This is a genomic window from Paraburkholderia kururiensis JCM 10599 = LMG 19447, assembly GCF_003986935.1.
In the GTDB taxonomy this organism is placed as follows: domain Bacteria; phylum Pseudomonadota; class Gammaproteobacteria; order Burkholderiales; family Burkholderiaceae; genus Paraburkholderia; species Paraburkholderia kururiensis.
Genome location: NZ_RJZE01000006.1, coordinates 243,538 through 269,698 on the forward strand (window position 1 = coordinate 243,538; position 26,161 = coordinate 269,698).

Below are 26,161 nucleotides of genomic sequence, written 5' to 3' on the forward strand. Positions count from 1 at the left end.
GAAGCCCGGCGCAGGCGGCACGCCGGGAAAAGGCCCGCGGTGGGGCGCCATTGCGCTTCTCCGAACGGCGCTAAAATGCGCAGTTCCCCTTCGCTTTCACACTCCCCACGATGAACGACACCACGAAACGCCCGAGCGGCCGCCGTCCCGACCAGTTGCGCGATGTACGCATCACGCGCCACTACACGAAGCACGCCGAAGGTTCGGTGCTCGTCGAGTTCGGCGACACGAAGGTGATCTGCACGGCCAGCGTGACGGAGCGCGTCCCCGAATTCCTGCGCGACCGCGGCCAGGGCTGGCTCACCGCCGAGTACGGCATGCTGCCGCGCGCCACGCACACGCGCAGCGACCGTGAAGCGGCACGCGGCAAGCAGACCGGCCGCACGCAGGAAATCCAGCGGCTGATCGGCCGCGCGCTGCGCTCGGTGTTCGATCTCGAACGGCTCGGCGCACGCACCATTCATCTCGACTGCGACGTGATCCAGGCCGACGGCGGCACGCGCACCGCGAGCATCACAGGCGCATTCGTCGCGGCGCATGACGCCGTCGCGAAGCTCCTCGCCACGGGACGCATCGAAGCATCGCCCATCACGGATTACGTCGCGGCCATTTCGGTGGGCGTCTTCGACGGCGTGCCGGTGCTCGATCTGGACTACGACGAAGACTCGCAATGCGATACCGACATGAACGTCGTCATGACGGGCGGCGGCGGTTTCGTCGAAATTCAGGGCACCGCTGAAGGCGTACCGTTCACGCGCGACGAGATGAACGCGCTGCTCGATCTCGCGCAGTCCGGCATCCGGTCGCTGATCGACATGCAAAAGGCCGCGCTGGAGAACGCCGCGTGACGAACCAGAACGCTCAGACGCCGCACGCAACGAGCGACAGCACGCTCACGCGCGTGGTGCTCGCCTCGAACAACGCAGGCAAGCTGCGCGAATTCTCCGCACTGCTCGGCGCGGCCGGCATCGAGCTGGTGCCGCAAGGCGAGCTGGGCGTGCCGGAGGCCGAGGAGCCGCATCCCACGTTTGTCGAAAATGCGCTCGCCAAGGCGCGTCATGCGGCGGCGCTGACCGGCCTGCCCGCGCTCGCCGACGATTCGGGCCTGTGCGTGCGTGCCCTGCGTGGTGCGCCCGGCGTGTACTCCGCGCGCTATGCGCAGCTTGCGGGCGGCGAAAAAAGCGATGCGGCGAACAACGCCCGGCTCGTCGATCAATTGAAAGGACACGACGACCGTCGCGCCTACTACTACTGCGTGCTCGCGCTCGTGCGGCACGCTGAGGACCCGGAGCCGCTGATCGCCGAAGGCCGCTGGCACGGCCTCGTGCTCGACACGCCGCGCGGCGCGAACGGCTTCGGCTACGATCCGTACTTCTTCGTGCCGGCGCTCAGCGCCACGGCGGCAGAGCTGGAGCCGGCCATCAAGAACGCGGCGAGCCATCGCGCCATGGCGTTGCGCCAACTGCTCGCGCGACTGAAGGAGGAAGCGTGAGCGCCGCGGCGACGAGCGCGAACGTCGTAGGCGCGTTCACGATGCCGGGCCGCATTCGCCTTACCTCGCTGCCGCCACTGGCGCTGTACGTGCACTTCCCCTGGTGCGTGCGCAAGTGCCCGTATTGCGACTTCAATTCGCACGAATGGAAGGGCGACCAGTTTCCCGAGAACGACTATCTCGACGCCCTGCGTGCCGATCTCGAACAGGCGCTGCCGCTCGTGTGGGGCCGTCAGGTGCATACGGTGTTTATTGGTGGCGGCACGCCAAGTCTGCTGTCGGCCGCCGGGCTCGACCGGCTGCTCTCCGACGTGCGCGCGCTGCTGCCGCTGGACGCCGACGCCGAAATCACCCTCGAAGCGAACCCCGGCACGTTCGAAGCGGCGAAGTTCGCGCAGTTTCGCGCGAGCGGCGTGAACCGGCTCTCGGTGGGCATCCAGAGCTTCAACGAGGCCCACCTCAAGGCGCTGGGGCGCATTCACGATGCCGCACAGGCGCGCCATGCCGTCGAAGTGGCGGCGAACACGTTCGACAATTTCAATCTCGACCTGATGTTCGCCCTACCGCAACAGACGCTGGCCGAATGTCAGGCCGACATCGGAACGGCGCTCGCGTTTGCGCCGCCGCATCTGTCGCTGTACCACCTGACGCTCGAGGCGAACACGCTGTTCGCGAAGTTTCCGCCGGCGCTGCCCGACGACGACGCGTCCGCGGACATGCAGGACTGGATTCACGAGCACATGGCCGCCGCGGGTTACGGACACTACGAGGTCTCGGCGTACGCAAAACCGAATCGGCAGTGCAAGCACAACCTCAATTACTGGCGCTTCGGCGACTACCTGGGCATCGGCGCGGGCGCGCACACGAAGCTCTCGTTTCCGCATCGCGTGCTGCGGCAGGCGCGCTACAAGCATCCGGCCACATTCATCGAGCAGGCGCGTGCCGGCACGCCGGTGCAAGAGGAACACGAGGTGGGCCCGCACGATCTGCCCTTCGAGTTCATGCTCAACGCGCTGCGCCTCGTGGAAGGCTTTCCGGTGCATCGCTTCGTCGAGCGCACGGGGTTGCCCATGACGTCGATCGAGCCCGCGCTTGAGGAAGCCGAACAACGCGGCCTCATCGCGCGCGACCACGAAACGATTGCCCCGACACCGCTCGGGCAGCGCTTCCTGAACGACCTGCAGGCGCTCTTTCTCAAAGACGACGCGTAAGGCGCGGCGCTACGTTCTGATGCCCAGCCTGACCATGCTGTCGGACGGCGGTTCCAGGTTACAATGCCGGGCTTCGGAGGTGTGGCAGAGCGGTTGAATGCACCGGTCTTGAAAACCGGCGAAGGGGCAACCCTTCCGTGAGTTCGAATCTCACCGCCTCCGCCAGAACGTCGACAACTACGGGCCGCCAGGCCCGTTTTTGCTTTCTGGCCTCGCCTTTTTCCGCTCTTTCCATCCGCGCTCGCGCGCTCTCCAACCGTGGGCACGCGACGCATGCGGCTCCCCACTAAAGCGCCGCGCCTGCCCTGATCACATCGCGGCCATCGTTGAGCTTCGCCCCCGCCTGCTTCGCCGATATCCGTATTGCCCCGGTTTGAACATTGTCGAAATGCCGTGTGAAATGAGCCTGTTCCACAGGAAGTCCTTACAAACTTTTCGACAATCACAATCAAGAGGCCCACGTGTCAGAACAACAATCGGCGGAAATTGCTGCGCGCATCGACCGCCTGCCCCCCTCACGCACCGTGTGGACGATGGTGATCCTGATCTCCCTCGGCGGCGTCTTCGAGTTCTACGACCTGTTCTTCACCGGCTACGTGGCGCCAGGCATGGTGGAGTCCGGACTGTTCAAGCCGGAATCGCTCGGCTTCTTCGCGGCGCTCCAGCCGCTCGCGGTCGCGGGCTTCGGCACCTTTGTCTTCTCCACGTTTGCAGGCCTGTGGATTGGCGCCCTCGTCTTCGGTTTCGTCGCGGACCGCTTCGGGCGGCGCTTCATCTTCACCTGGTCGCTGGTTTGGTACATGGTCTGCACGGCGATCATGGCGTTCCAGACGACGGGTCTCGAACTCAACATCTGGCGCCTGATCGCGGGCATCGGTATCGGCGTCGAGCTCGTCACCATCGACTCGTACATCTCCGAGCTGATCCCGAGCGCCGAACGCGGACGCGCGTACGCCACCAACCAGTTCATCACGTTCCTCGTGGTGCCGGTGGTCGCGTTCCTCGCCTATGCGCTGAAGGGCACACACCCGTTCGGCCTCGACTACTGGCGCGTCGTGATCCTGATCGGGACAGTGGGCGCGCTCCTCGTGTGGATCATTCGCCGCAACGTGCCGGAAAGCCCGCGCTGGCTCGCCCGCCACGGCCGGTTCGAAGAGGCTGGACGCATCGTGGCCGACATCGAACGCCGGGTGGCCGCCGAGAAAGACATCACGCTGCCGCCGCCCCAGCCGGCGCGGCCCGAGAAGGAAGGCCGCGGCTCCTACGCCGAAATCTTCGGCCCGCTCTACCTGAAACGCACGATCATCCTCTCAGTGTTCAACATGGCCCAGGTGATCGGCTTCTACGGCTTCGCCGCGTGGGTCCCGACGCTGCTGATTCACCGCGGCATCCACGTGACGGCGAGCCTCGAATACGCGTTCATCATCGCCATCGCCAATCCGTTCGGACCGCTGCTCGGCACCTGGTTCGCCGACCGGCTGGAGCGCAAGACGCAGATCTGCGCGGGCCTCTTCGTGATGGGCATCGTCATCGCGATCTTCTCGCAGACGTCCGAGCCCTGGCTGCTGATCGCGCTCGGCGTGGTGTTCACGCTGGCCTCGAACATCATGTCGTATGCCTACCACGGCTACCAGGCCGAGCTGTATCCCACGCGCGTGCGCGCCCGCGCCGTGGGCTTCGTCTATTCGTGGAGCCGGATCTCCGCCGCGTTCGCGGGGCTCGCCATCGGCATCCTGCTGCATCTGTACGGCGTGCCGGGCGTCGCGGTGTTCATTGGGGCGTCCATGGTGGTCGGCATCTGCATGATTCTGCTCGGGCCGTCCACGCGGGGTCAGGCGCTCGAGTCGATCAACCATTGAGAACGCATTGCACGGAACGCCGGACGAGCGCAAAGGCCCGTCCGGCGGGCGAACGGGGCAGAAACGGCATAGAAACACCGTTGGAATGGAACCAGCAAGCGCTGCAAGGACGCAACGGCGGCGCACGCACATCTAGGTGAAAACCCTTAGATCCGGTATCATGGCGGGCAGTCCTGGAAGATACCGCCATGCCCGCCCGTTTTCAGCTTGTTGAAAGAATCGCGTTTTCGCTCGTCGTGCTCGCCGCGCTTCTCTGCTCGGCCTTCATCGCGTACGAAAGTTCGCCCGAATTCCGCTTCGGTCTGCATGAAGGCAAGGAGCTCGTCCTGAAGAGCACGGAGTACTCGTACATGTGCGCCTCGGCGATGAGCCAGCCCTGCGCGCAGATGCCTGTCGAGTGATTCACGGCGTCGGCACGTCGCTTCTCGTCACGCGACGCTAATCATCCGCTCAAGCCATTCACGGCTGAGCTCAACACCCGATCTTTTTGTTGCCTGCAGGCGCACCTCGCCGAAGCGCGAGCCGCTCTGTACGTCATCGCTCATTGCGCACGCTTCAACGAAGTCGCGCAGGGCGAATGCGGATTGCAACCGCACGAATTTGACCTAGCATCGAATTACGTTCGGCACCTGAGCTTCTGGCGATGCGCCCTTGCGTACGTCACCTTCATTGCTTCATTACGGCTTGTGCGCGAGGCCTGCCGCGCGTCACCCGCGGCGCGACCGCCCTGGTATTCGCCCTCGCCGTGTCGGCCTGCAACTTTACGGTCACGCCACCGGGCCGTCCGGCACTCATCACACCGCCCGCCGCCGTCAACAGCCTCACGCTGGACCAGTACCGGTCCGCCGTCGCCCAACGCATTCTCGAACGCAATCCGTCCTACGTGCTGCATGGTTCGCCGCAAGCGATGCTGCGCTCTCTCGTAGTGGTCTCGTTCACCGTGGATAGCCGCGGCGGCGTCGTGACGGAGTCGGTATATCGCACCAATGGCGACGACGAAGCGGAGAGCACCGCGCTCGCCACCCTCAAGCGCGCCTCGCCGCTGCCGCAGCCACCTTCGAAGCTGCTCAATACGCGCGGCCAGCTCGAACTGATGGAAGACTGGCTTTTCAACGACAACGGCAAGTTCCAGTTGCGCACGCTCGCCTCGCCGCAGGCCCGGAATTTCAACTGACGCGCGGCCAACACCCGTCCTCGGCACCCTCCACGTGTGCCCGCATGCGCCTGGCACGCCTGTCGCACGCTCGTTATAATTTCCCGCGACTTCCCTGCCGGCGCGCCGGCACTTGCAGCGCGCCACCCCACTGCGCCAGCAAGCTCCAACCGCCATGCAGCCACGCCACCCGCGCAGGCCGCGCGTGCGGTCAGAAGCCTGGTCGAGCCTCCAGACGCTTCATGCCACGCGAAGCGAGGCAGCCAAAGGGCCGACGAGAATCACAGCAACCGCCATCACGGCAATAACAACCGAACGACAACACACACCCTGCGCCTCGAGCGCGGGGCCGCCACGCCGCGGGCACAGCCGCCGCGTGCCGCCTCGAACAGGAGACACTGCATGTCCACATCGCCGCTTTCTTCCGCACGTGCGGACGCACAGAACGCCGCCGCATCGACCAGAACTTCGCACGTCATCTTCGCGAGCTTCATCGGCACGGCCATCGAGTTCTACGATTTCTATGTCTACGCCACCGCAGCCGCGCTCGTGATCGGCCCGGTATTTTTTCCGCACGGGTCGGCCACGGCGCAGGCGCTCTCGGCGTTCGTTACGTTCGGCATCGCCTTCATCGCGCGGCCGATCGGGTCGTTCCTGTTCGGCCACTTCGGCGACCGCATCGGCCGCAAGTCGACGCTCGTCGCGTCCCTGCTCGTCATGGGGCTCTCCACCACACTGATCGGCTTCGTGCCCGGTTACGACAGCATCGGGAGCCTTGCGCCGATTCTGCTGTGCCTGCTGCGTTTCGGCCAGGGCATCGGTCTTGGCGGCGAATGGGGCGGCGCGGCGCTGCTCGCCACCGAATATGCGCCAGCCGGCAAGCGCGGCTGGTTCGGCATGTTCCCGCAGCTTGGGCCATCGGTTGGCTTTCTCGTCTCGAACGGCCTTTTCTTCGGTCTCGCCCTGTCGCTCTCGGACGAACAATTCCGCAGTTGGGGCTGGCGCGTGCCGTTCCTCGTGAGCGCGGTGCTGGTCGCGCTCGGCCTCTACGTGCGGCTCAAGATCGCCGAAACCCCCGCGTTCAAGGCAGCAGTCGAACGCGAAGAACGCGTGCGCGTGCCGCTCGCGACGCTGCTGACCCAACACGGCGGAGCGACCGTGCTCGGCGCGCTCGCGATGGTGGTCTGCTACACGCTGTTCTATATCTCGACGGTGTTCTCGCTCTCGTACGGCGTCTCGACGCTGCACTTCTCTCGTCCGGCGTTCCTCGGTCTGCTGTGCGTGGCCGTAGTTTTCATGGGGCTCGCCACGCCGCTGTCAGCCTGGGCCAGCGACCGCTTCGGGCGCAAGCCGGTACTCGTCGTCGGCATCGTCGCGGCGATTCTCTCCGGCTTCGCGATGCAACCGCTGCTCGGCAGCGGATCGACGCCGCTCGTGCTGCTGTTTCTCGTAATCGAGCTGTTCCTGATGGGCGTGACCTTCGCGCCGATGGGCGCGCTCCTGCCCGAGCTTTTCCCCACGCGGGTGCGCTACACCGGCGCGGGCGTGGCCTACAACCTGGGCGGGATTCTGGGCGCCTCCGTGGCGCCTTATATTGCACAGCTGCTCGCGGCGCACGGCGGGCTTGCATGGGTGGGCGGCTACGTTTCCGCGGCGGCGGTGGTGAGCCTCGTGGGCGTACTCTGCATGCGCGAGACCCGCGACGCAAATCTGATGTAGCGCAACCGGCGCGGGGAACGGCAGCCTGCGTGCTTTCCCCGAATTGCAGGGCTCATTGGCGTGCCTATACTCGAAACACGCAGTCCCTCACGCGCGGCGCGAAGCCGCCGCGCGGGATGCGAAGGGACGAAATGAGGGGCCTTGCAGGGAGCCGACCATGAAGTTTCACTTGAGCAATGCCGACGTCGTAGCTGTCATCGCGCTGGCGCTGATCGGGGCGCTGCTTCTCGCTATCCGCTTTCGCCCGTCTACGTGGAAGGGCATTCTGGCCGAGGCGGTCGCGGCGAACGTGGTAGCCATCGGCACGGTGGTTGCGCTGGAAATGCTACTGGCATGAGCCGACGCGCGGTGCCTGCTTGCCGGCAAGTGTCGTGTAGATATCAGGCAGCGGCAACGGAGCCGAGGCTCATCGGCTCCTCGATACGCGGATCGCCATGCACATAGTCGATCGCATCGAGCACGTCCCTGACCTCGGGCATCTGCCCAGGACCACCCAGGGAAGTGGAGCGGAACGGCGCATGCACGCCGCAATGGTCCTTGGAAGTGGCCGTGAAGATCATCACGGTGCGCTTCATCAATGCATGGGCGAGATGCACGAAGCCCGTATCGACGCCTACCACGAGCGACGCTTCCTCGATCTTGCGCGCGAGTTCCACGATTGAGAGCGGCGGCAAGACTGTTGCACCCGGCACGAGGCTCGCAATCTGCACCGCGGCCGCATGTTCGACCTGCGAGCCCCAAGGCAGGGCGATACGGTAACCGCGCCTTGCGAGTTCACGGCCCAGCTCGCCCCAGCGGGATACGGGCCACTTCTTCTCGTCCTTCGACGTGGCGTGAAAAAACAGCGCGAGCGGTTGTGCGCCTGACGCCATTGGCATGGCAGCTTCAGCCGGCGTATTGCGCGGCACCCGAAGATCGTAGACAGGCGGCCCTTCCACCTGGTAGCCGAGCGCCTCACCCGTACTGATGCGCATGCCATGCCACGCGTCGCAATCGGGACGCGGACCGAAGCGACCGTTATAGGCGAACGCAGCACCGCGCTCGCCGAGATCCCTAGAACGGTAGCCGAAACGCCGCGATGCACGTGCAAGCCAGGCGATGATGGCGCTCTTGTAGACACCGTGGATGTCGATCACGGCGTCATAGCGGTGCGCGCGCAGCTCGGCGATCGACGCTGCGATCGCCTTGAAGTCGGCCCACCGCCGCGCCTTCTTGAAACGCCGCAAGGGCGCACACAGTACGCGGTCCACGCCGCGGTTCCACCGCACGACGTCCGCGAACGCTTCGTCTGCCGCCCAGTCGACCTTGGCGCCCGGGAATGCGCGCTGAATATCGGCTACCACGGGCAGGGCCTGCACGATGTCGCCGAGCGAGGTCACCTTGACGATGAGAATTCGTTTCATTGTTGCGTTTCGTTTTATCGTTTGCCACGCAGATTTTAGCGGACGATCCTTTCATCGACAGAAGGAAATCAGGCTCCTGGATTAAGGGCGCGAAAGCCTTCGTATTACAAGATGTAAATGCGAAGGCTGCCAGAGCCGCCTTTACCGGCCTGCTTTCACATCATGGAAGAACGCGTTGGGACCGAGCACCGAAATGATGCGGCCGGTATACTTGCGCCTTTTCACGGCGGAATACCGATGCGCCGGACGCTGCCCTCCTTCCCTTCCCATGTCGGACGCCGTGCGCGGCGCCTCTGGCGCCAGTACGGCGTGTTCTGGCTAGGCGCCATCGCGGTGGGCTTGATCGCCGTCTTTTACGCACGCCTCATCGATTGGGGGTATGGCGTGTTCCGCAACGCGCAGCACGATCACGCGTGGCTTCCGTTCATCATCACGCCGACCGTCGCCGCGGCTTCCGTGTGGCTCACGCGACGCCTCTTTCGCGGCGCGGAAGGCAGCGGGATTCCGCAGGTCATCGCGACGCTCCACGCCAAACCAGGGGAATCGGGTGCGCGCCTTCTTACGCTGCGCATCCTGTGCGGCAAGATCGCAGTTTCGTTCCTCGGCATCCTGGGCGGCTTCACGATTGGGCGCGAAGGCCCCACTGTCCAGGTTGGCGCCGCGCTCATGTTCAACTTGCGAAAGCTCTATCCGCGGTCCAACGCCTTGATCGAACGGCAACTCGTGCTGGCCGGCGCGGCGGCCGGGCTCTCCGCGGCATTCAACACGCCGCTGGCGGGCATCGTGTTCGCCATCGAGGAACTCACACGCAGCTTCGAGGCACGCGCCAGTGGCGTGCTCATCACGGCCATCATCATTGCGGGCGTCATCGCGCTCGGTTTGAACGGCAACTACACCTACTTCGGCACCATTCAGATCGGGGCACATTTTCCGGATCTGCTTGCCGTAGCGGTATTGTTGACCGCCATCGTGACCGGCATCGCAGGCGGCGTCTTTGCGTGGCTGCCGCTCAATACGGCGCGCTGGATCCCGGCACCGCTGCGCAAGCTGCATGGAGAGCAGCCGATAGTGTTCGGCGCGCTGTGCGGACTCGGCATCGCGGTGATCGGCGCCGTGTCGGGCGGCACGACGTTCGGCAGCGGCTATGCAGAGGCACGCGGACTGCTGGACGGCCATGAGCAGCTTTCCGTGCTCTATCCGTTCCTGAAGATGGCGTCGATGGTGGGTTCGTACCTGCCCGGCATTCCGGGCGGCATTTTCGCGCCGTCGCTCTCGATTGGCGCCGGCTTCGGCAATCTGCTGCACATGGTGTTCGGAAGTTTGCAGTTGCAGATGCTCATCGCGCTCGCGATGGTGGGCTATCTGGCGGCCGTGACGCAGTCGCCTATCACATCGTTCGTGATCGTGATGGAAATGATCAATGGCCACGCGCTGGTGATTTCGCTGATGGCCACCGCGCTCGTTGCAAGCCGCGTGTCGAGGCTCCTGGCACCGCCGCTATATGAATCGCTCTCCGAGCGCTATATGGCGCCGCTGCCGCAGCCGGCTCCGGCGCCTGTGCCGGAAGTACCGGAGGCACTGAACGTCACCGAGCCCGAGCAGACTGCCGCCGCGTCAGACGCCGGGCCACGCCGCTAACTCGTAAAGCCTCGATCGGAGACGGTGGGGAGTCGCGAAGAAACGCGATCGGGGCATAACCGGAATAACCCGTGCCCCGGCGCGCCCCAGGCATCACGCCTGCGGAATCTCGATCTTGACCTCGAGCACTTCGAGGTTGTCCTGACGTTCCAGACTCACGCGAATATCGTCGTCCGAGATCTTCACGTACTTCGAGATCACCGCGACGAGTTCACGCTGCAACGCCGGCAGATAATCGGCAGGCGCATGGCCGCCGGCCCGCTCATGGGCAATGATCAGCTGCAGGCGTTCCTTCGCTACCGACGCGGACTTCTTCTTCTCGCCCAGCAAAAACGAAAGAATCGACATTAGGTGCGCCCCCCTTACTTGGTGCCGAAGAGGCGCTGCAACAGGCCCGGCTTCTGGTAATCGGTAAAGCGAAGCGCCTTGTCCTCGCCGAGGAAACGCGCAACCACGTCCTTGTACGCTTCGGCGACGTCGGTGCCGTCGAGATGCACGGCCGGCACGCCCTGGTTCGACGCGTGCAGCACGGCTTCGGATTCGGGCACCACGCCGATCAGCTCGATGCGCAGGATCTCCTGGATGTCGGTCAGCGAAAGCATCTCGCCTTCGCTCACGCGCTTCGGGTTGTAGCGCGTGATCAGCAGGTGCTCCTTGATGGGCTCCTTGCCTTCGATCGCGCGCTTCGTCTTCGACGACAGAATGCCGAGAATGCGGTCTGAGTCACGCACCGACGACACCTCGGGATTCGTCACGATCAGCGCCTCGTCGGCGAAGTGCATGGCGAGCAGCGCGCCCGACTCGATACCCGCCGGCGAATCGCAGACGATGTACTCGAAGTCCATGGCGACGAGGTCGTTGATGACCTTCTCCACGCCTTCCTGCGTGAGCGCGTCTTTATCGCGCGTCTGCGAGGCCGGCAGGATGAACAGGTTCTCGCACTTCTTGTCCTTGATGAGCGCCTGGTTGAGGTTCGCTTCGCCCTGGATCACGTTGATCAGGTCGTACACCACGCGACGCTCGCAGCCCATGATGAGATCGAGATTGCGCAGGCCGACGTCGAAGTCGATCACGGCGGTCTTGTGGCCGCGCAACGCGAGGCCCGACGCAAAACTCGCGCTCGTGGTCGTCTTGCCCACGCCACCCTTGCCCGAAGTCACCACAATGATTTTTGCCATTCCCTTACCTTGCGTTCGTCAATTTTCGTCTACCGGGTTCGCCGCCCGCGCATCGCGCACGCTGCGGCGCCTTCACGTGAGCCGTAACGGTTCGAATATCAGTCTTTCCTCGTCGAGCCGGACCTGAACCGGCTTGCCCTGCACGTCCGCCGGCAACGGATTTTCGGTCGTGCGGTAAATGCCTGCGATCGAGATCAGCTCCGGTTCAAGGCACGTGCAGAAAATGCGCGCGTCGTGGTTGCCGTGCACGCCAGCGAGCGCACGACCGCGCAATGGCGCGTAGATATGGATGTTGCCTTCCGCGATCACTTCCGCGCCGTTGCTCACCATTGCGAGCACGACCAGATCGCCCTTTGCGTAGACGCGTTGCCCAGAGCGCAGAGGTTTGTCGATGACGAGCGTTTGGGCGGCTGCCGCCGAAACAGCGGCGGTGGATTGAGACTCGGCTTGCGCAGCCGCTGCTGCCTCGCCAACAGCAGACGTGGCCGCGCCGGCCGGTTCCGGGACCTCAGCCACGACTGGCGCTTCACGTTCGTCGTCTGCAGCTTTCGCGCTGGCCGAACGGCGGTCGCGCGCTTCGAGGAACGGCAGCCCGGCTTCGGCCACCCATTCGTGCTGCGCGGCGTCTGCAACAACGCCGACCGGTTTCATGCGCACGCTCTCGAGCAACTGCGCGATTTCGGCAACCGGCACGCGCTCTTGCTCGCCGAGACGACGCACGTCGATCGCCACCACGTCGTTCGCGAAAAACTCGGGCGTCGCCTCGAAGCGCCGGGTGAGTTCGGCGCGCATTGCGTCGAGCTCGGTCGTTTTCACCACGAACAGGAGCGTATCGACGGTCCCGCTCTTCAGTTCAAAGTAAGGCGATTTCCTGGGCGACATGGCGTTCGGCAAAAAATTTTGCGTATTTTACAGGCGTCCTGACGCGCGATCAGTATTTTTAGATGAGCCGGCCCGCCGCGCGCACCGGCAGGCGAGCACGAGCGTCGTCACAGGAGGAAGTTTGCATGGCAGGCGGTGAAGCCACCACGCGCAGAGGCAGTCAGTGCTCCTGCACACCCGGCGCAAAGCGCACGTCGCGCACGAGCAGCGTTTCCCATTGATCGGGCGCCCGTGCAATGCGGACGTGGTCGCCGGTGGGTCCGAAGCCGAGGCGCTCGTAGAAGCGCATGGCGGTGCGGTTCTCGTCGGCCACCCATGCATGGATCTCGCGTGCCCCTTCGCTCGCGAGCCATTCGCTCGCGGTATTCACGAGCAACTCGCCACCGCGCAGGTGGCGCACCGCGGGCGCCACCCACAACTCGCGCACGAACGCGCGGCGCTGCGGTGTGTCGTCGAAGCACGCGCCGATGAGTCCGGCCGGATGGCCTTCGGTATAGAGGATGAACGTTGCGGCAGTGCGGGAAACGGCATGCTCGCCTGCCGTGGCCTCGAAGACGGAAGCGTCCGCGCCCAGCGCTTCTTCCAGCGTGTCGCCGAAAGCGTAGGGCGCATCGCGCAATGATGCAGTGCGCAGTTCGCGAAACACGACGCCCTGATTAGCGGCGATGCGGCGAACGGTCAATGAAGGATTCATGCAGACGTGAACCTCGGTAGGACGCTTCCATATAGCTTTAACCGAACGGCGCGGAGAGTCAAATCCCCGCAGGCTCGATCATGAACACCATGCCGCGGCAGTCCGGCGCCTGACAGGCGCGGCCATGACGCGGTCGCCGCTCGCGTCGCCTTACGGCGCTTCGTAGCGGCCCGTGCCGTCCGGCCAGGGCGTAAGGAGTTCGAAGCCGTCGTCGGTTACGGCCACCATGTGCTCCCACTGGGCGGAGAGCGAGCGGTCTTTCGTGACCACCGTCCAACCGTCGCGCAGCACGGTGGTACCGGCACGGCCCGCGTTGATCATGGGCTCGATGGTGAAAACCATGCCGGGGCGCAAGCGCACACCCTGCCCCGGTTGCCCGAAGTGGAGCACCTGCGGTTCCTCGTGATAGACCTTGCCGATACCGTGACCGCAGTAGTCGCGCACCACCGAAAAGCCGTCGCGTTGCGCGCGCTTCTGGATCGCATGACCGATGTCGCCGAGCGTGGCGCCCGGCTTGACTTCGCGGATGCCGGCCACCATCGCGTCATAGGTGGTATCGATCAACACTTGCGCGACCGTGCTCGGCTGGCCGACGCAGTACATGCGGCTCGTGTCGCCGAAGTAGCCGTCTTTGATCACGGCGACGTCGATGTTGATGATGTCGCCTTCCTTCAGAATCTCCTTGCGATCCGGAATGCCGTGGCAAACCACCTGGTTCACGGACGTGCAGACGGTCTTCGGAAAGCCGAGATAGCCCACGTTCGCAGGCACGGCCTTCAGCGTGTTGACGATGTAGTCGTTACAGCGGGCGTCGAGTTCGTCGGTCGACACGCCCGGTTGCACGTATTCGCCGATCATCGCGAGCACTTCGGCCGCAAGCCGGCCGGATAAGCGCAGCCGCGCGATGTCGTCAGGAGTCTTGTAGGTAATGGCCATCGTGATGGAGGCAAAGAAGTTCGGGCGGCGCCGCACGGCGCCCTGTGCCTGCCCGAGGCACCGTGGCGCACCGGGTGCGCCACGGTGCCTCGGGCAGCACGACAGGAGCAATTGTACAGGGCCGCTGAAGGGCCCTATCTCCTGGCCGATCGGCCATTTTTGCGTGAGATTCAGCACTTCCTCGTCCACCTGCGCTATAAACGAACGCGGGCCGGCACAAGCTTCGGCATAAACTTCGGGAATCCCATCCGCATCGTGGCGGCGCAGGCGACGCCCAACCCCGGCGACCCGTCGCGAAACACCGTTGGAGAATTCATGGCTTCACCCCAGGAAAGCGTCAGCATGGCCGTGTTCTGCGACTTCGAGAACGTCGCCCTCGGCGTGCGCGACGCGAAGTTCGACCGCTTCGACATCAAGCCCGTGCTGGAGCGGCTGCTGCTCAAGGGCAGCATCGTCGTGAAGAAGGCTTACTGCGACTGGGACCGCTACAAGACGTTCAAGGCGGGCATGCACGAAGCGAGCTTCGAGCTGATCGAGATTCCACACGTACGCCAGTCGGGCAAGAATTCGGCCGACATCCGGCTCGTAGTGGACGCGCTGGACCTCTGCTATACGAAGTCGCACGTCGATACGTTCGTCATCGTGAGCGGCGATTCCGATTTTTCGCCGCTCGTCTCGAAGCTGCGCGAGAACGCCAAGAAGGTGATCGGCGTGGGCGTGAAGAACTCGACGTCCGATCTGCTGGTGGCGAACTGCGACGAATTCATCTTCTACGACGATCTCGTGCGCGAGCAGCAACGTGAAGCCGCGCGACGCGAAAAGAGCGAGAAAAGCGCCGCGGCAAAGCGCCCCGCCAACGACGAGCGCGCAGCGAAGCCCGACCAGGAAGATCGCAAGGCAAAGGCCATCGCACTCGCGGTGGACACGTTCGACGCGCTCGCCTCCGAACGCGGCGACAGCGGGAAGATCTGGGCATCGGTGTTGAAAAGCGCGATCAAGCGACGCCGGCCGGACTTCAACGAATCGCGCTACGGCTTCCGCGCGTTCGGCAACCTGCTCGAAGAAGCGCAGGCGCGTGGGCTCCTCGAGATCGGGCGCGACGAGAAGTCGGGGACGTTCGTGCAGCGTCCCGGGGGCCCCGACGCGAGCGGAAACGGCGATGCAGTTCATGACATGGACGACACGCACCGCGACGGCGAAGCGAGCGACGTCCAGAAAAGCGCACAACGGCGCCGACAGCGCTCACGGTCCAACACCCACGATACCCACGCCACCGCTGGGACGGGTGCGAGCAACGAAGCGGCAGCACCCATGGAGGAGGCGGAACCGCAGCGGACCGAAATCGCCCCAGCCGAGCCGGCAAGGGAAGAACAGGCCGACACGCAAAGCGCGAAGCCCCTGGTCGCTACCCGCGACGAATTGAACGACGCTGCGAAATCTACCCCACGAGGCAAGCGCCCGTCGCGCAAGTCCGCGAAGAAGAGTGACGACGCGCCTGAAGTCGACACATCGCCGCGGGCGAAAGAAGCAGCGCCGGCATCAGCGTCAGAACAAATCGGGAATAACGGCGAAACTGCGCCGGCAAAAAAAGCTCGCAAATCGACGGCACGCTCGCGGCGCTCACGCACAAATAGCGGCGACGCATCAACGTAGACGTCGCAAAATCCCGCTCTCGGGGGCTGTCGCCAAACGTTGCGGCAGTCCCCTGCCCTTGCGCCGTGAGCCACTGAAAATCGCGGCCGGCCGTGATGCTGTGCAGCCCTTTCTCGTGGGACTACACCGGCGCTTTCGTCCTCGACCATTACACGAGCGACAAAACTTCAATCCGGACAGGACGCTGGACGCCGGGCACTAACGATTTGGCGTCGATTTGGCGTTGCAATGCATCCGCAATGGCCACGACCTCCGCACCGGACGTCACGATCAAACTCCCTTTCTGCAGACGCCATGCGGCTCACCACGAGAAACGAGTCTGCTTACGGTGCGACGGCAAGTTCCGATAGCGCCATCGCCATTGGCCGTGCCGCGCTCGCGCAGAACGGTCAGGCAGTGTCGATCGGCGTAGCCAACACGGCATCCGGAAATGGCGCAGTCGCCATCGGCGACCCGAACGTCGCAACCGGTACAGGCGCGGTCGCCCTGGGCGCCAATTCCGTGGCGAACGAGGCGAACACGGTCTCTGTCGGGTCCACCGGAAACACGCGCCGCAGCACTTGGCTTCAGCGCCCGCATTACGGAGAACCTGAAATCAAGGGTGGCGTGCTCCGGAGGCTAGACCTACGGGGCAGGTGCCAGCTATCAGTGGTAGTTCAGTCGTACCGCGGACCGGGTGAATGATTTGCCCGGCCCGCGATTGACGAAGCCTCCGGCACGCTATTGAAGGCATGGGGCGGTTGGCGCATTCGGCGCCAACCGCCCTTTTCCATTTCCCCATGCAACGGCGCCAAATCCGGACTGGAAAAACAAAAGCCCCGCAAGTCGCTTGAACTTGCGGGGCTTTCTGTTGAATCCTGGCGGAAAGGGTGGGATTCGAACCCACGATACGGTATAACCGTATACCGGATTTCGAGTCCGGCGCATTCGACCACTCTGCCACCTTTCCGGGATGGATGACTTCACATGCAACGCGCCTTGGAAGGCGCTGAAACCACGTGAAATCGTGCGAGTTTGACTCGGCTTTTGACTTCTCACCAAGCGGGTCGCTGCTTGGCGAAGCGAAGATTATAGAACAGCCGATACGGCTTTCCAAGTTTTTTTTGCGGAACGCGCGTATCAGCCATCCATCCAACGAGCCAGCAAACCATCAAGCGGCTCTCATCTGAGACAACCCGTCAGGCCGCTGCCTCGATACGTTCAAGCCCGCCGAGATACGGGCGCAGCACGGCCGGCACCGTCACCGATCCATCGGCATTCTGGAAGTTCTCCAGCACGGCCACGAGCGTGCGCCCCACGGCGAGCCCGGACCCGTTCAGCGTATGCACGAGTTCCGGCTTGCCCTGCGCATTCCGGTAGCGAGCCTGCATGCGTCGCGCCTGGAAAGACTCAGTGTTCGAGCAGCTCGAAATTTCGCGATACGTGTTCTGCGCCGGCAACCACACTTCGAGGTCGTAGGTCTTGGCCGCGGAGAAACCCATGTCGCCCGTGCACAGCGTGATCACGCGATAAGGCAGTTCGAGCTTCTGCAGGATCGTCTCCGCATGCCCGACCATCTGCTCCAGCGCGTCGTAGGACGCTTCGGGCGCCACGATCTGCACCATCTCGACCTTGTCGAACTGGTGCTGGCGGATCATGCCGCGCGTGTCGCGGCCATACGAACCCGCTTCCGAGCGAAAGCACGGCGAATGGGCCGTTAGCTTGATCGGCAGCGCGCTCCCTTCGACAATGCTTTCGCGCACCGTATTCGTCAGCGAAATTTCGGACGTCGAAATCAGGTACTGCGTCACGACGTTCTCGCCGCCGCCCTTCTCCACGCGGAACATGTCGTCCGCGAATTTGGGCAACTGGCCGGTGCCGTAGAGAATCTCGGGGTTGACGATGTACGGCGTATAGATTTCCGTATAGCCGTGCTGCTGCGTGTGCGTGTCGATCATGAACTGGGCAAGCGCACGATGCAGTCGCGCGATCGGACCGCGCAGCATCGTGAAGCGCGCGCCCGAGAGCTTCGCGCCGGTCTCGAAGTCGAGACCGAGCGGCGTGCCCACGTCCACGTGATCCTTCACCGTGAACTCGAACTGGCGCGGCGCGCCCCAGCGGCGCACTTCCACGTTGTCGTTTTCGTCCTTGCCCACCGGCACACTTTCATGCGGCAGATTCGGCACGCCCAGCATCAGATCGGAGAGACGCTTCTGGATCTCGTCGAGCTGCGCCGCCGACGTCTTCATCTCGTCGCCAATGCCGCCCACTTCCGCCATCACCGCCGACGTGTCCTCGCCGCGGCCCTTCATCGCGCCGATCTGCTTCGACAGGCTGTTGCGGCGCGCCTGCAGTTCTTCGGTGCGGGTCTGGATGGCGCGGCGCTCCGCTTCGAGTGCGGAGAACGCCGCCACGTCGAGGGAATAGCCGCGGTCGGCGAGGCGTTTCGCAACGCCGTCGAGGTCTTTGCGCAGCAGCTGGATGTCGAGCATGGGGAGAACGGAGTTTCGTTGTGTGAAAGACGGATTTTAGCGCACCGGCCAGGTCTGCCGGCGCGTGGACGTGTCGCGGGAAGGCAGCCGGCGGTGCCCGGCCGCAAGGGTCATCCCTTCTTCGTCTTGTGCTCGCTGCGCCATTGCGCGTCGAGTTCCGAGAGCCGCGCGAGCTTCTCGCCGATCTTGCCTTCGAGGCCGCGCGGCGTCGGCATATACCAGTGCGGCTCGCGCATGCCGTCGGGCAAGTAGGTTTCGCCGGCCGCATAGGCATCCGGCTCGTCGTGCGCGTAGCGGTACTCGTGGCCGTAGCCCAGTTCCTTCATCAGCTTGGTCGGCGCGTTGCGCAGATGAACGGGCACCGCCCGCGACTGGTCCTTGCCGACGAAGCGGCGCGCCTCGTTGTACGCCATGTAGCCCGCGTTCGACTTCGGCGCAACCGCGAGATAGATGATGGCCTGCGCCAGCGCCAGTTCGCCTTCGGGCGTACCAAGTCGCTCATAGGTTTCGGCGGCGTCGAGCGCGATGCGCGCCGCACGCGGGTCGGCAAGGCCGATGTCCTCCCAGGCCATGCGCACGATGCGGCGCGCGAGGTAACGCGGGTCCGCGCCGCCGTCGAGCATGCGGCAGAACCAGTACAGCGCACCGTCCGGGTTGCTGCCGCGCACCGACTTGTGCAGCGCGCTGATCTGGTCGTAGAACGCGTCGCCGCCCTTATCAAAGCGGCGCAAGTTTTCGGCGAGCGCGCTGCCGAGCAGCGCGCCGTCGATCTCGGTTGTCTTCTGCTGCGCCGCCGCCCGCGCCACGATTTCGAGGTTGTTGAGCAGCTTGCGGCCGTCGCCGTCGGCGGAGGCAATCAGCGCGTTGCGTGCCTCGTCGGTGAACGTGAGGCCGCCGAGTTCGCGTTGCGCGCGATCGAGCAGTTCGCGCTGCTCATCGTCGTCGAGGCTCTTCAGGACGTACACCGCGGCACGCGAAAGCAGCGCGCTGTTCACTTCGAACGACGGGTTCTCCGTGGTCGCGCCGACGAACACGAACAGCCCCGACTCCACGTGCGGCAGGAATGCGTCCTGCTGGCTCTTGTTGAAGCGATGCACCTCGTCGACGAACACGAGCGTCTGGTGCCCATGCGCGCGGTGCATCTGCGCCGTCTCCACCGCCTCGCGAATGTCCTTGACGCCCGAGAGCACGGCGGATAGCGCGATGAACTCCGCATGAAACGCATCCGCCATGAGCCGCGCGAGCGTCGTCTTGCCGACGCCGGGCGGTCCCCACAGGATCATCGAATGCGCCTCGCCCGATTCGAACGCGACGCGCAGCGGCTTGTTCGGACCGAGCAGATGTTTCTGTCCGATCACTTCGTCGATAGTGCGCGGGCGCAGTCGCTCGGCAAGCGGTACGTTGGCGCGGGTTTCTTCAAACATGGCGATTTCGCGATAATGTCGGCTTTGTGGGTCGCCTTTCAGGCGGCAGGCGCTGGCCATCGCCGCACTTTGCCGTGCAGTTCGGGCAAGGCGGCATGACGCGGCACAGCAGTCCGACGGTTCAACGGTGCCGCGCGATACCGCAGCGGCCCGTCCGAAACGGGGTAGTTCTGCATTATGACAGCCGGCGCCCAGGGGCGACGGGCGGGACAGCGGCAAGCGCGCTTGCGAAAGCATGCTTCGCGCGCCGGGATGATGGATCGCCGGTCACAACAAGGCCCATTCCCGCCGAGCACCGTCGCAGACAACCGCAGATGTCTTGCCGTCCCGGGCAAATGGCTACGAATCACCGCAAAGCAATGAACCCGCGACCCTTCGTGGTCGCCACGATACGCAAACAGATCGACAGACAGGGAACGTTCTCGATGGCACAAGACCCGCTCGCCGGCAACGCCGGCCCCACCTACGCGCCGCTCACGCCGGTGCCCGATGCACGCCGCCAGTTCCGCACCGGCGACGCCTTCGCACTATGGTTTTCGCTCGGCATCGGGCTCCTGGTGGCTCAGGCCGGCGCGCTGCTCGTGCCGGGGCTCTCGCTGCCGCTAGCGTTTGTCGCCATCGCCGTGGGCAGCGCGGTCGGCGTCGTACTGCTTGCACTCGCCGGCGTAATCGGCACCGACACCGGCCTTGCCGCGATGTCGTCGCTGCGGCCGACGCTGGGCGTGCGCGGCGCCTCGGTGCCCGCCGTGATCAACGCCGTGCAACTCGTGGGCTGGGGCGCCTTCGAGATCATCGTCATGCGCGATTCCGCCGACGCGCTCGCGAGGCAATCCTTCGGCTTCTCGTCGCCGCTCGTCTGGACGCTCGTCTTCGGTCTGCTCGCCACGCTGCTCGCGGTAAGCGGCCCGCTCTCGTTCGTGCGACGCTTCCTGCGCACGTGGGGACTCTGGCTGCTGCTGGCCGGCGCGGGCTGGCTCACGTGGAACGTGCTCGCGCGACACGATCTCGCCGCGCTGCTCGCCCGGCCCGGCACGGGCGAGATGCCGCTCGGCAGCGCCATCGACCTCGTCGTCGCCATGCCGTTGTCGTGGCTGCCGCTGATCGCCGACTACACGCGCTTTGGCCGGCGCGCAGGCGAAACCTTCCGCGGCACGCTGATCGGCTACGGCATTGCGAACGTATGGTTTTACGTACTCGGCGCGATCTACGGACTCGCCGCCGGCGGCGGCGACGCGCTGCTCACCACGGCGCTGGCCCAGGCGGGCGGCGGCATTGCGCTCTTGCTGGTGTTGATCGACGAAGCGGACAACGCGTTCGCCGACATCCATTCGGCCGCCGTCTCGACCGGCACGCTGTGGGCGCGCGGCAGCATTCCGCTGCTGTCGGCCGCGTTCGGGGCGCTTTGCACGTTGATCGCGCTCGTCGTGCCGATGGCGCGTTACGAAAACTTCCTGCTGTTGATCGGCTCGGTGTTCGCGCCGCTCTTCGGCATGGTGCTCGCCGATCACTTCGTGGTGCGCAGACGGCGCATCGACGCTGCCGCGCTCTCAGATTCCCGCGGCCGCTATGGCTACTCGGGCGGCTGGCATCTGAGCGCGTTCGTGGCGTGGGCCGCGGGCATCGCCGCCTATCACGCGATCAACCAGTGGCTGCCGAACGTGGGCGCCACGCTGCCGGCGTTCGCCGCCGGCGCGCTCTGCTATCTGGTGCTGGCCGGCGTGCGGCGGCAGGCCTTCGCCTAGGAGCCCACCGCACGCAGCGACGTAGCAACGCAGGGGCGCAGGGGCGCAGGACGATCAGCCGTTGATGACGTCCGCGCCCTTCGGCACGTTGAACTTGAACTGATCCGCCGGCAGCGGCGGATTCTTCTGGATGTTCGAGAACGTGAGTAGCGTCACGTTGCCGAACACATCGTGCAGCTCCATGGCTTCGAGGTTGCCGTCGCGAAAGCCGATGCCCACGCGCTGGAACTGCGTGTCCTTCGACTTCGGAATCAGCTCGAGCCAGTCGATACCGGCCTTCACGCCCGCGTCGTGCAGCGTGAAGTTTTTCTCCAGATCGTTGCTGCCGAACAGGATGGCCGCCGGACTCGCGCCCAACGCGCCACCCAGCTTGCGCACCGTGACCTGGTTCAGGTCCTTGTCGTAGACGTAGAGGTTATCGCCGTCGGCCTCCAGCAGTTGCTCATAGGGCTTCTGGTATTCCCAGATGAACTTGCCCGGACGCGCGAACATGAACGTGCCGCTCGACGTGCCGCCCATGCGCGAAGCCGTGGAGAGCGTGCCGCTCGCGCCCTGCGCGTTGCTCGGCGCCTTCACCTCCTTCTGCACGAACGCGCCGCGCGCCGAATGCACCTGCGCGACGAATTGCTTGAGCTGCTCCGTGCCGCTTGCAAAGGCATGCGAGGCGACGAGCAGCGACGCGCCCACCGCCAGATTGCCCGCTACGCGAGGCAGCGCGCGAAGCAGCGCAAGGCTGCGGTGAAACGCTGCCCGCTCAAACGTTGATCGGCGGACGGTGCCGCCGTGACTGGAATCGGCACCGGACGATGCGTGATGCTGCATGTGACTCTCCGTGTTGAAACTGGAACGAGGCAAGAAATTGAGGGTGGCAGAGACCAGGCGAGGCGGATCGCAGCGAAGACCGTCGGCGCTCATTCGGTCTCGCGCGAGGGCACGAGAATTTCGCGGTTGCCGTTGGACGACATCGCCGACACGAGCCCCGACTGCTCCATCTGCTCCAAGAGCCGCGCCGCGCGGTTGTAGCCGATGCGCAGATGGCGCTGCACGAGCGAGATGGACGCGCGGCGGTTTTTGATCACCACCTCCACCGCCTGGTCGTAAAGCGGGTCGGACTCGCCGCTTGAGCCGCCTGCCGCGCCGGTTCCCTCGCCGGCCGAGCCTTCGTCGCCCTCGCCCGCGAGGCCGCCTTCGAGCAGGCCGTCGATGTAATTCGGCTCGCCGTGCTCCTTGAGCTTTTCCACCACGCGGTGGACTTCCTCGTCGGAAACGAATGCGCCGTGCACGCGCACCGGCAGGCCGCTGCCGGGCGGCAGATAGAGCATGTCGCCCATGCCCAGCAGCGACTCGGCGCCCTGCTGGTCGAGAATGGTGCGCGAGTCGATCTTCGAGGATACCTGGAACGCGATACGCGTCGGCACGTTGGCCTTGATGAGCCCCGTGATCACGTCCACTGACGGACGTTGCGTCGCCAGAATCAGATGGATGCCCGCTGCGCGCGCCTTTTGCGCGATCCGCGCGATGAGTTCTTCGACTTTCTTGCCGACCACCATCATGAGGTCGGCCAGTTCGTCGATCACGACGACAATGTGCGGCAGCTTCGCGAGCGGCTCGGGTTCGTCGGGCGTGAGGCTGAACGGATTCGGAATCTTCTCTTCGCGCTTCGTCGCTTCGTCGATCTTGTTGTTGTAGCCCGCCAGATTACGCACGCCCAGCTTGCTCATGAGCTTGTAGCGGCGCTCCATCTCGGCCACGGTCCAGTTGAGCGCGTTGCCGGCCTGGCGCATGTCGGTGACCACGGGACACAGCAGATGCGGAATGCCTTCGTAGACGCTCATTTCGAGCATCTTCGGGTCGATCAGGATCATGCGGACCTGCTCGGCGGTCGCCTTGTAGAGCAGCGAGAGAATCATCGCGTTGATCCCCACGGACTTGCCCGAGCCGGTCGTGCCGGCCACGAGCAGGTGCGGCATCTTGGCGAGGTCCGCGCACACGGGCTTGCCGCTGATGTCTTTGCCGAGGCCCATCGTCAGCATGGAAGGCGCATCGCCGTACACGCTCGAGCCGAGAATCTCGGAGAGGCGCACCGTCTGGCGGCGCTGGTTCGGCAGTTCGAGCGCCATGTAGTTCTTGCCGGGAATCGTTTCGACCACGCGGATCGACACGAGCGAGAGCGAGCGCGCCAGATCCTTCGCCAGATTGACGATCTGGCTGCCCTTCACGCCCACCGCCGGCTCGATCTCATAGCGCGTCACCACGGGCCCGGGGTAGGCCGCCACGACGCTCACGTCGACGCCGAAGTCCTTGAGCTTCTTTTCAATCAGACGCGACGTGAATTCGAGCGTGTCCGGCGAAATGGTTTCCTGCGAGGCGGGCGGCGGATCGAGCAGCGCGATGGGCGGCAGCGTGGAGTCGCCCGGCAGGTCGGTGAAGAGCGGCACCTGGCGCTCCTTCTCCACGCGTTCCGAGCGTTGCGGCGCGACAGGCGGCACGATGGTGACCGGCTCGTGCTCTTCGATCTTCACGCGGCTCTGTTCGACCTTGCCTTCGCGCTTCACGGCCGCGGCCTCGCCGAGCTTCCGGTCGCGGCCCGCTTCGCGGCGCAGCTTCGCGAGCGTGACGGCCGAGATAATCGAGTCACCCACCTTCTCGGCCACCGAAAGCCACGAGAAGCGGAAATACAGCGAAAGACCGACGGCGAGCAGCACCAGCAAAGCCAGCGTGCCGCCCGTGAAACCAAGTGCGTGCGACACGCCGCGCGCCACGGCTTCGCCGATCACGCCGCCGGGCGCGCGCGGCAGTTGCACCTTGAGCGACCACATGCGCAGCGCCTCGATGCCGTCGCAGGCGAGCAGCACCACCACGAACGCCACCGCTTCCGCCAGCCAGCCATGGTCGCGCGGCGCATCGTCTTCGATCGCTTCGCGCGTGATGCGCCGGTAGTTGGCCGAAATACGCCGGGCGAGCAGCACGACCCACCAGTAAGCGGACAAGCCAAAGAGCAGCAGCAGGATGTCCGAGGTCCACGCGCCGACGCGGCCCGCCCAGTTCGAGATGTGGTCCACCTGAGCGGCGTGCGTCCAGCTCGGATCGCGCCGGCTATAGCTGACAAGCGCCATCAGCAGGAAAACGCCGAGCGCGACCTGCAAAATCCAGCGGATTTCGGTGAAAAGACGCGACATGCGATGCGGCAATGCCTGCGCATTCGTCGCGTTGGTGGCGGTCGTCGAATAGGGAGTTTTGGCCATTGATCCTGGTGGTGCTGATCCTTCATGCAACCGCGGCGCGGGCGTGTGCGCCCGCTACGGCCGGGCAGCCATGGTGACGCGGGGTGCCCGTTTTGCGATCCGGGCTATTGTAAACGCGTTGCAGGGGCCGGGGCTGTAAATGACGGTAACGGCGGCCCGCACGACCGCCTGCGACGCCATGTCGCCGCGGGCCGCTCTCGAATGCCACCTCATGCGCCCTTATTGGGCCGCCGTTGCGCCCGGCGCTATCGCCGCGATCGGAAAGCTTCATGAAGCGGCACCCGGCCCCCACCTTTATAATCGCGGACTGATACCCAATTCATGTAACACCTGCCGCTGTGCCGGCGCGCCCACGCGCCGGGCGTCCGAAGTGGTCTCACAGGCCGCACGGAGCGCGCATTTACCCGAATCTCGTTACGGATTTCGATCATGTCATCACGCAAACACGCCAAAGTCCTGATTCTCGGTTCCGGCCCGGCCGGCTATACGGCTGCCGTCTATGCGGCGCGCGCGAATCTCTCGCCGCTGCTCATCACCGGACTCGCGCAGGGCGGCCAGCTGATGACCACGACAGACGTCGAAAACTGGCCCGCCGACCCGAACGGCGTGCAGGGCCCCGAACTGATGCAACGCTTTCTCGAACACGCGGAGCGGTTCAACACCGAAATCGTGTTCGATCACATCCACACGGCCAAGCTGGACGAGAAGCCGATCCGCCTGATCGGCGACTCGGGCGAATACACGTGTGACGCGCTCATCATCGCCACCGGCGCCTCCGCGCAGTATCTCGGCCTGCCTTCGGAAGAGGCGTTCATGGGCCGCGGCGTATCGGCCTGCGCAACGTGTGACGGCTTCTTCTACCGGCAGCAGCACGTCGCCGTGGTGGGCGGCGGCAATACGGCGGTCGAGGAAGCGCTCTACCTCGCCGGCATCGCGAAGAAGGTCACGGTGATCCACCGCCGCGACAAGTTCCGCGCGGAGCCGATCCTGATCGACCGCCTGCTGGAGAAGGAAAAGGAAGGCGTGGTCGAGATCAAGTGGAACCACGTGCTGGACGAAGTGAAAGGCGACGACTCGGGCGTGAACGGCCTGCGGATCAAGCATGTCCAGACCGGCGAGACGACCGACGTCGATCTGCAAGGCCTTTTCGTCGCAATCGGCCACAAGCCGAACACCGACATCTTCGCGGGCCAGCTCGAGATGAAGAACGGCTACATCATCACGAACGGCGGCCTGAACGGCAACGCGACGGGCACGAGCGTGCCGGGCGTGTTCGCCGCGGGCGACGTGCAGGACCACGTGTATCGCCAGGCGATCACGAGCGCGGGCACGGGCTGCATGGCCGCGCTCGACGCACAGCGCTACCTCGAAAGCATCCACGAAGTGAGCGCGCCGCACGTGATGAGCCAGGAAGCGGACCGCTGAAGCGGGCACGGGCCCGGCGCGGGCTGCCGGGCTGCG

The 26,161-nt window shown here is 64.9% G+C and carries 23 protein-coding genes and 2 tRNA genes; 14 read left to right on the top strand and 11 right to left on the bottom strand.

The genetic code is table 11. The features are described from left to right. Positions 1-110 precede the first annotated feature (110 nt). From rph to PKKP23_RS09600, 9 genes are all read left to right on the top strand, one after another. On the top strand, positions 111-848 hold the full coding sequence (gene rph / locus PKKP23_RS09560) for a ribonuclease PH (protein ID WP_126876703.1): 738 nt from the start codon (positions 111-113) through the stop codon (positions 846-848). Next, on the top strand, positions 845-1,492 hold the full coding sequence (gene rdgB / locus PKKP23_RS09565) for an RdgB/HAM1 family non-canonical purine NTP pyrophosphatase (protein WP_126876704.1): 648 nt from the start codon (positions 845-847) through the stop codon (positions 1,490-1,492). Before rph ends, rdgB begins: the two co-directional genes overlap by 4 nt. Before the next feature lie 41 nt (positions 1,493-1,533). Continuing rightward, the gene (hemW, locus tag PKKP23_RS09570) at positions 1,534-2,703 is read left to right on the top strand and encodes a radical SAM family heme chaperone HemW (protein ID WP_240658859.1); all 1,170 of its coding nucleotides are present in this window, start codon (positions 1,534-1,536) and stop codon (positions 2,701-2,703) included. 75 nt (positions 2,704-2,778) lie between these two features. Continuing rightward, positions 2,779-2,868, top strand: a tRNA-Ser gene (locus PKKP23_RS09575). Between the two features lie 368 nt (positions 2,869-3,236). Next, positions 3,237-4,562 carry an MFS transporter gene (locus PKKP23_RS09580; protein WP_176048907.1) on the top strand — a complete coding sequence of 442 codons (1,326 nt, stop codon included), beginning with the start codon at positions 3,237-3,239 and terminating at the stop codon, positions 4,560-4,562. A gap of 188 nt (positions 4,563-4,750) precedes the next feature. Beyond that, positions 4,751-4,963 (top strand): hypothetical protein, encoded by a 213-nt coding sequence (locus PKKP23_RS09585; RefSeq protein WP_017774534.1) that lies wholly within the window; start codon positions 4,751-4,753, stop codon positions 4,961-4,963. Positions 4,964-5,205: 242 nt separating this feature from the next. Beyond that, positions 5,206-5,736, top strand: a complete 531-nt coding sequence (locus PKKP23_RS09590; protein WP_017774533.1) for an energy transducer TonB family protein — start codon at positions 5,206-5,208, stop codon at positions 5,734-5,736. A 381-nt stretch (positions 5,737-6,117) separates the two neighbouring features. After that, positions 6,118-7,434, top strand: coding sequence for an MFS transporter (locus PKKP23_RS09595; RefSeq protein WP_126876707.1), 1,317 nt, complete (start codon positions 6,118-6,120; stop codon positions 7,432-7,434). Between the two features lie 157 nt (positions 7,435-7,591). After that, positions 7,592-7,771 carry a hypothetical protein gene (locus PKKP23_RS09600; protein ID WP_017774531.1) on the top strand — a complete coding sequence of 60 codons (180 nt, stop codon included), beginning with the start codon at positions 7,592-7,594 and terminating at the stop codon, positions 7,769-7,771. Positions 7,772-7,814: 43 nt separating this feature from the next. On the opposite strand, the gene waaC is transcribed toward PKKP23_RS09600, so the two are convergent. Then, positions 7,815-8,837, bottom strand: coding sequence for a lipopolysaccharide heptosyltransferase I (gene waaC / locus PKKP23_RS09605; RefSeq protein WP_126876708.1), 1,023 nt, complete (start codon positions 8,835-8,837; stop codon positions 7,815-7,817). Positions 8,838-9,074: 237 nt separating this feature from the next. Here waaC and PKKP23_RS09610 point away from each other — a divergent pair, with 237 nt between their 5' ends. After that, positions 9,075-10,475: a chloride channel protein gene (locus tag PKKP23_RS09610; protein ID WP_126876709.1), complete on the top strand. Its 1,401-nt coding sequence runs from the start codon at positions 9,075-9,077 to the stop codon at positions 10,473-10,475. 93 nt (positions 10,476-10,568) lie between these two features. Here PKKP23_RS09610 and minE read toward each other — a convergent pair whose 3' ends face one another. The 5 genes from minE to map all read right to left on the bottom strand — a co-directional run bounded on the left by minE (position 10,569) and on the right by map (position 14,165). After that, a complete protein-coding gene (gene minE, locus PKKP23_RS09615; protein WP_017774528.1) occupies positions 10,569-10,823 on the bottom strand; it encodes a cell division topological specificity factor MinE in 255 nt (84 codons plus the stop codon). 14 nt (positions 10,824-10,837) lie between these two features. Next, positions 10,838-11,653, bottom strand: a complete 816-nt coding sequence (gene minD / locus PKKP23_RS09620) for a septum site-determining protein MinD (RefSeq protein ID WP_017774527.1) — start codon at positions 11,651-11,653, stop codon at positions 10,838-10,840. Between the two features lie 72 nt (positions 11,654-11,725). Next, the gene (gene minC / locus PKKP23_RS09625; RefSeq protein WP_126876710.1) at positions 11,726-12,535 is read right to left on the bottom strand and encodes a septum site-determining protein MinC; all 810 of its coding nucleotides are present in this window, start codon (positions 12,533-12,535) and stop codon (positions 11,726-11,728) included. A 160-nt stretch (positions 12,536-12,695) separates the two neighbouring features. Further along, positions 12,696-13,229 (bottom strand): GNAT family N-acetyltransferase, encoded by a 534-nt coding sequence (locus PKKP23_RS09630; protein ID WP_026121378.1) that lies wholly within the window; start codon positions 13,227-13,229, stop codon positions 12,696-12,698. A 150-nt stretch (positions 13,230-13,379) separates the two neighbouring features. Then, positions 13,380-14,165, bottom strand: coding sequence for a type I methionyl aminopeptidase (gene map / locus PKKP23_RS09635; RefSeq protein WP_017774524.1), 786 nt, complete (start codon positions 14,163-14,165; stop codon positions 13,380-13,382). Positions 14,166-14,480: 315 nt separating this feature from the next. Between map and PKKP23_RS09640 the strand changes: the two genes are divergently transcribed. Both PKKP23_RS09640 and PKKP23_RS34910 read left to right on the top strand, forming a co-directional pair. Further along, complete coding sequence (locus PKKP23_RS09640) at positions 14,481-15,818, top strand: NYN domain-containing protein (protein ID WP_168724551.1); 1,338 nt, start codon at positions 14,481-14,483, stop codon at positions 15,816-15,818. Positions 15,819-16,112: 294 nt separating this feature from the next. Next, positions 16,113-16,502 (top strand): hypothetical protein, encoded by a 390-nt coding sequence (locus PKKP23_RS34910; RefSeq protein WP_338120142.1) that lies wholly within the window; start codon positions 16,113-16,115, stop codon positions 16,500-16,502. Positions 16,503-16,676: 174 nt separating this feature from the next. Here PKKP23_RS34910 and PKKP23_RS09650 read toward each other — a convergent pair. From PKKP23_RS09650 to PKKP23_RS09660, 3 genes are all read right to left on the bottom strand, one after another. Then, positions 16,677-16,767, bottom strand: a tRNA-Ser gene (locus PKKP23_RS09650). A gap of 229 nt (positions 16,768-16,996) precedes the next feature. Next, entirely contained in the window at positions 16,997-18,289 is a 1,293-nt protein-coding gene (serS, locus tag PKKP23_RS09655) for a serine--tRNA ligase (protein WP_126876712.1), read from the bottom strand. A gap of 110 nt (positions 18,290-18,399) precedes the next feature. Beyond that, a complete protein-coding gene (locus tag PKKP23_RS09660; RefSeq protein ID WP_026121377.1) occupies positions 18,400-19,713 on the bottom strand; it encodes a replication-associated recombination protein A in 1,314 nt (437 codons plus the stop codon). 425 nt (positions 19,714-20,138) lie between these two features. Between PKKP23_RS09660 and cytX the strand changes: the two genes are divergently transcribed. After that, positions 20,139-21,455 carry a putative hydroxymethylpyrimidine transporter CytX gene (gene cytX / locus PKKP23_RS09665; RefSeq protein ID WP_126876734.1) on the top strand — a complete coding sequence of 439 codons (1,317 nt, stop codon included), beginning with the start codon at positions 20,139-20,141 and terminating at the stop codon, positions 21,453-21,455. Positions 21,456-21,509: 54 nt separating this feature from the next. Here cytX and lolA read toward each other — a convergent pair whose 3' ends face one another. Both lolA and PKKP23_RS09675 read right to left on the bottom strand, forming a co-directional pair. After that, positions 21,510-22,277, bottom strand: coding sequence for an outer membrane lipoprotein chaperone LolA (lolA, locus tag PKKP23_RS09670; protein ID WP_240658848.1), 768 nt, complete (start codon positions 22,275-22,277; stop codon positions 21,510-21,512). A gap of 89 nt (positions 22,278-22,366) precedes the next feature. Continuing rightward, complete coding sequence (locus PKKP23_RS09675) at positions 22,367-24,700, bottom strand: DNA translocase FtsK (RefSeq protein ID WP_126876713.1); 2,334 nt, start codon at positions 24,698-24,700, stop codon at positions 22,367-22,369. Positions 24,701-25,129: 429 nt separating this feature from the next. Between PKKP23_RS09675 and trxB the strand changes: the two genes are divergently transcribed. Then, positions 25,130-26,125, top strand: a complete 996-nt coding sequence (gene trxB / locus PKKP23_RS09680; protein WP_017774516.1) for a thioredoxin-disulfide reductase — start codon at positions 25,130-25,132, stop codon at positions 26,123-26,125. Positions 26,126-26,161: the final 36 nt, after the last annotated feature.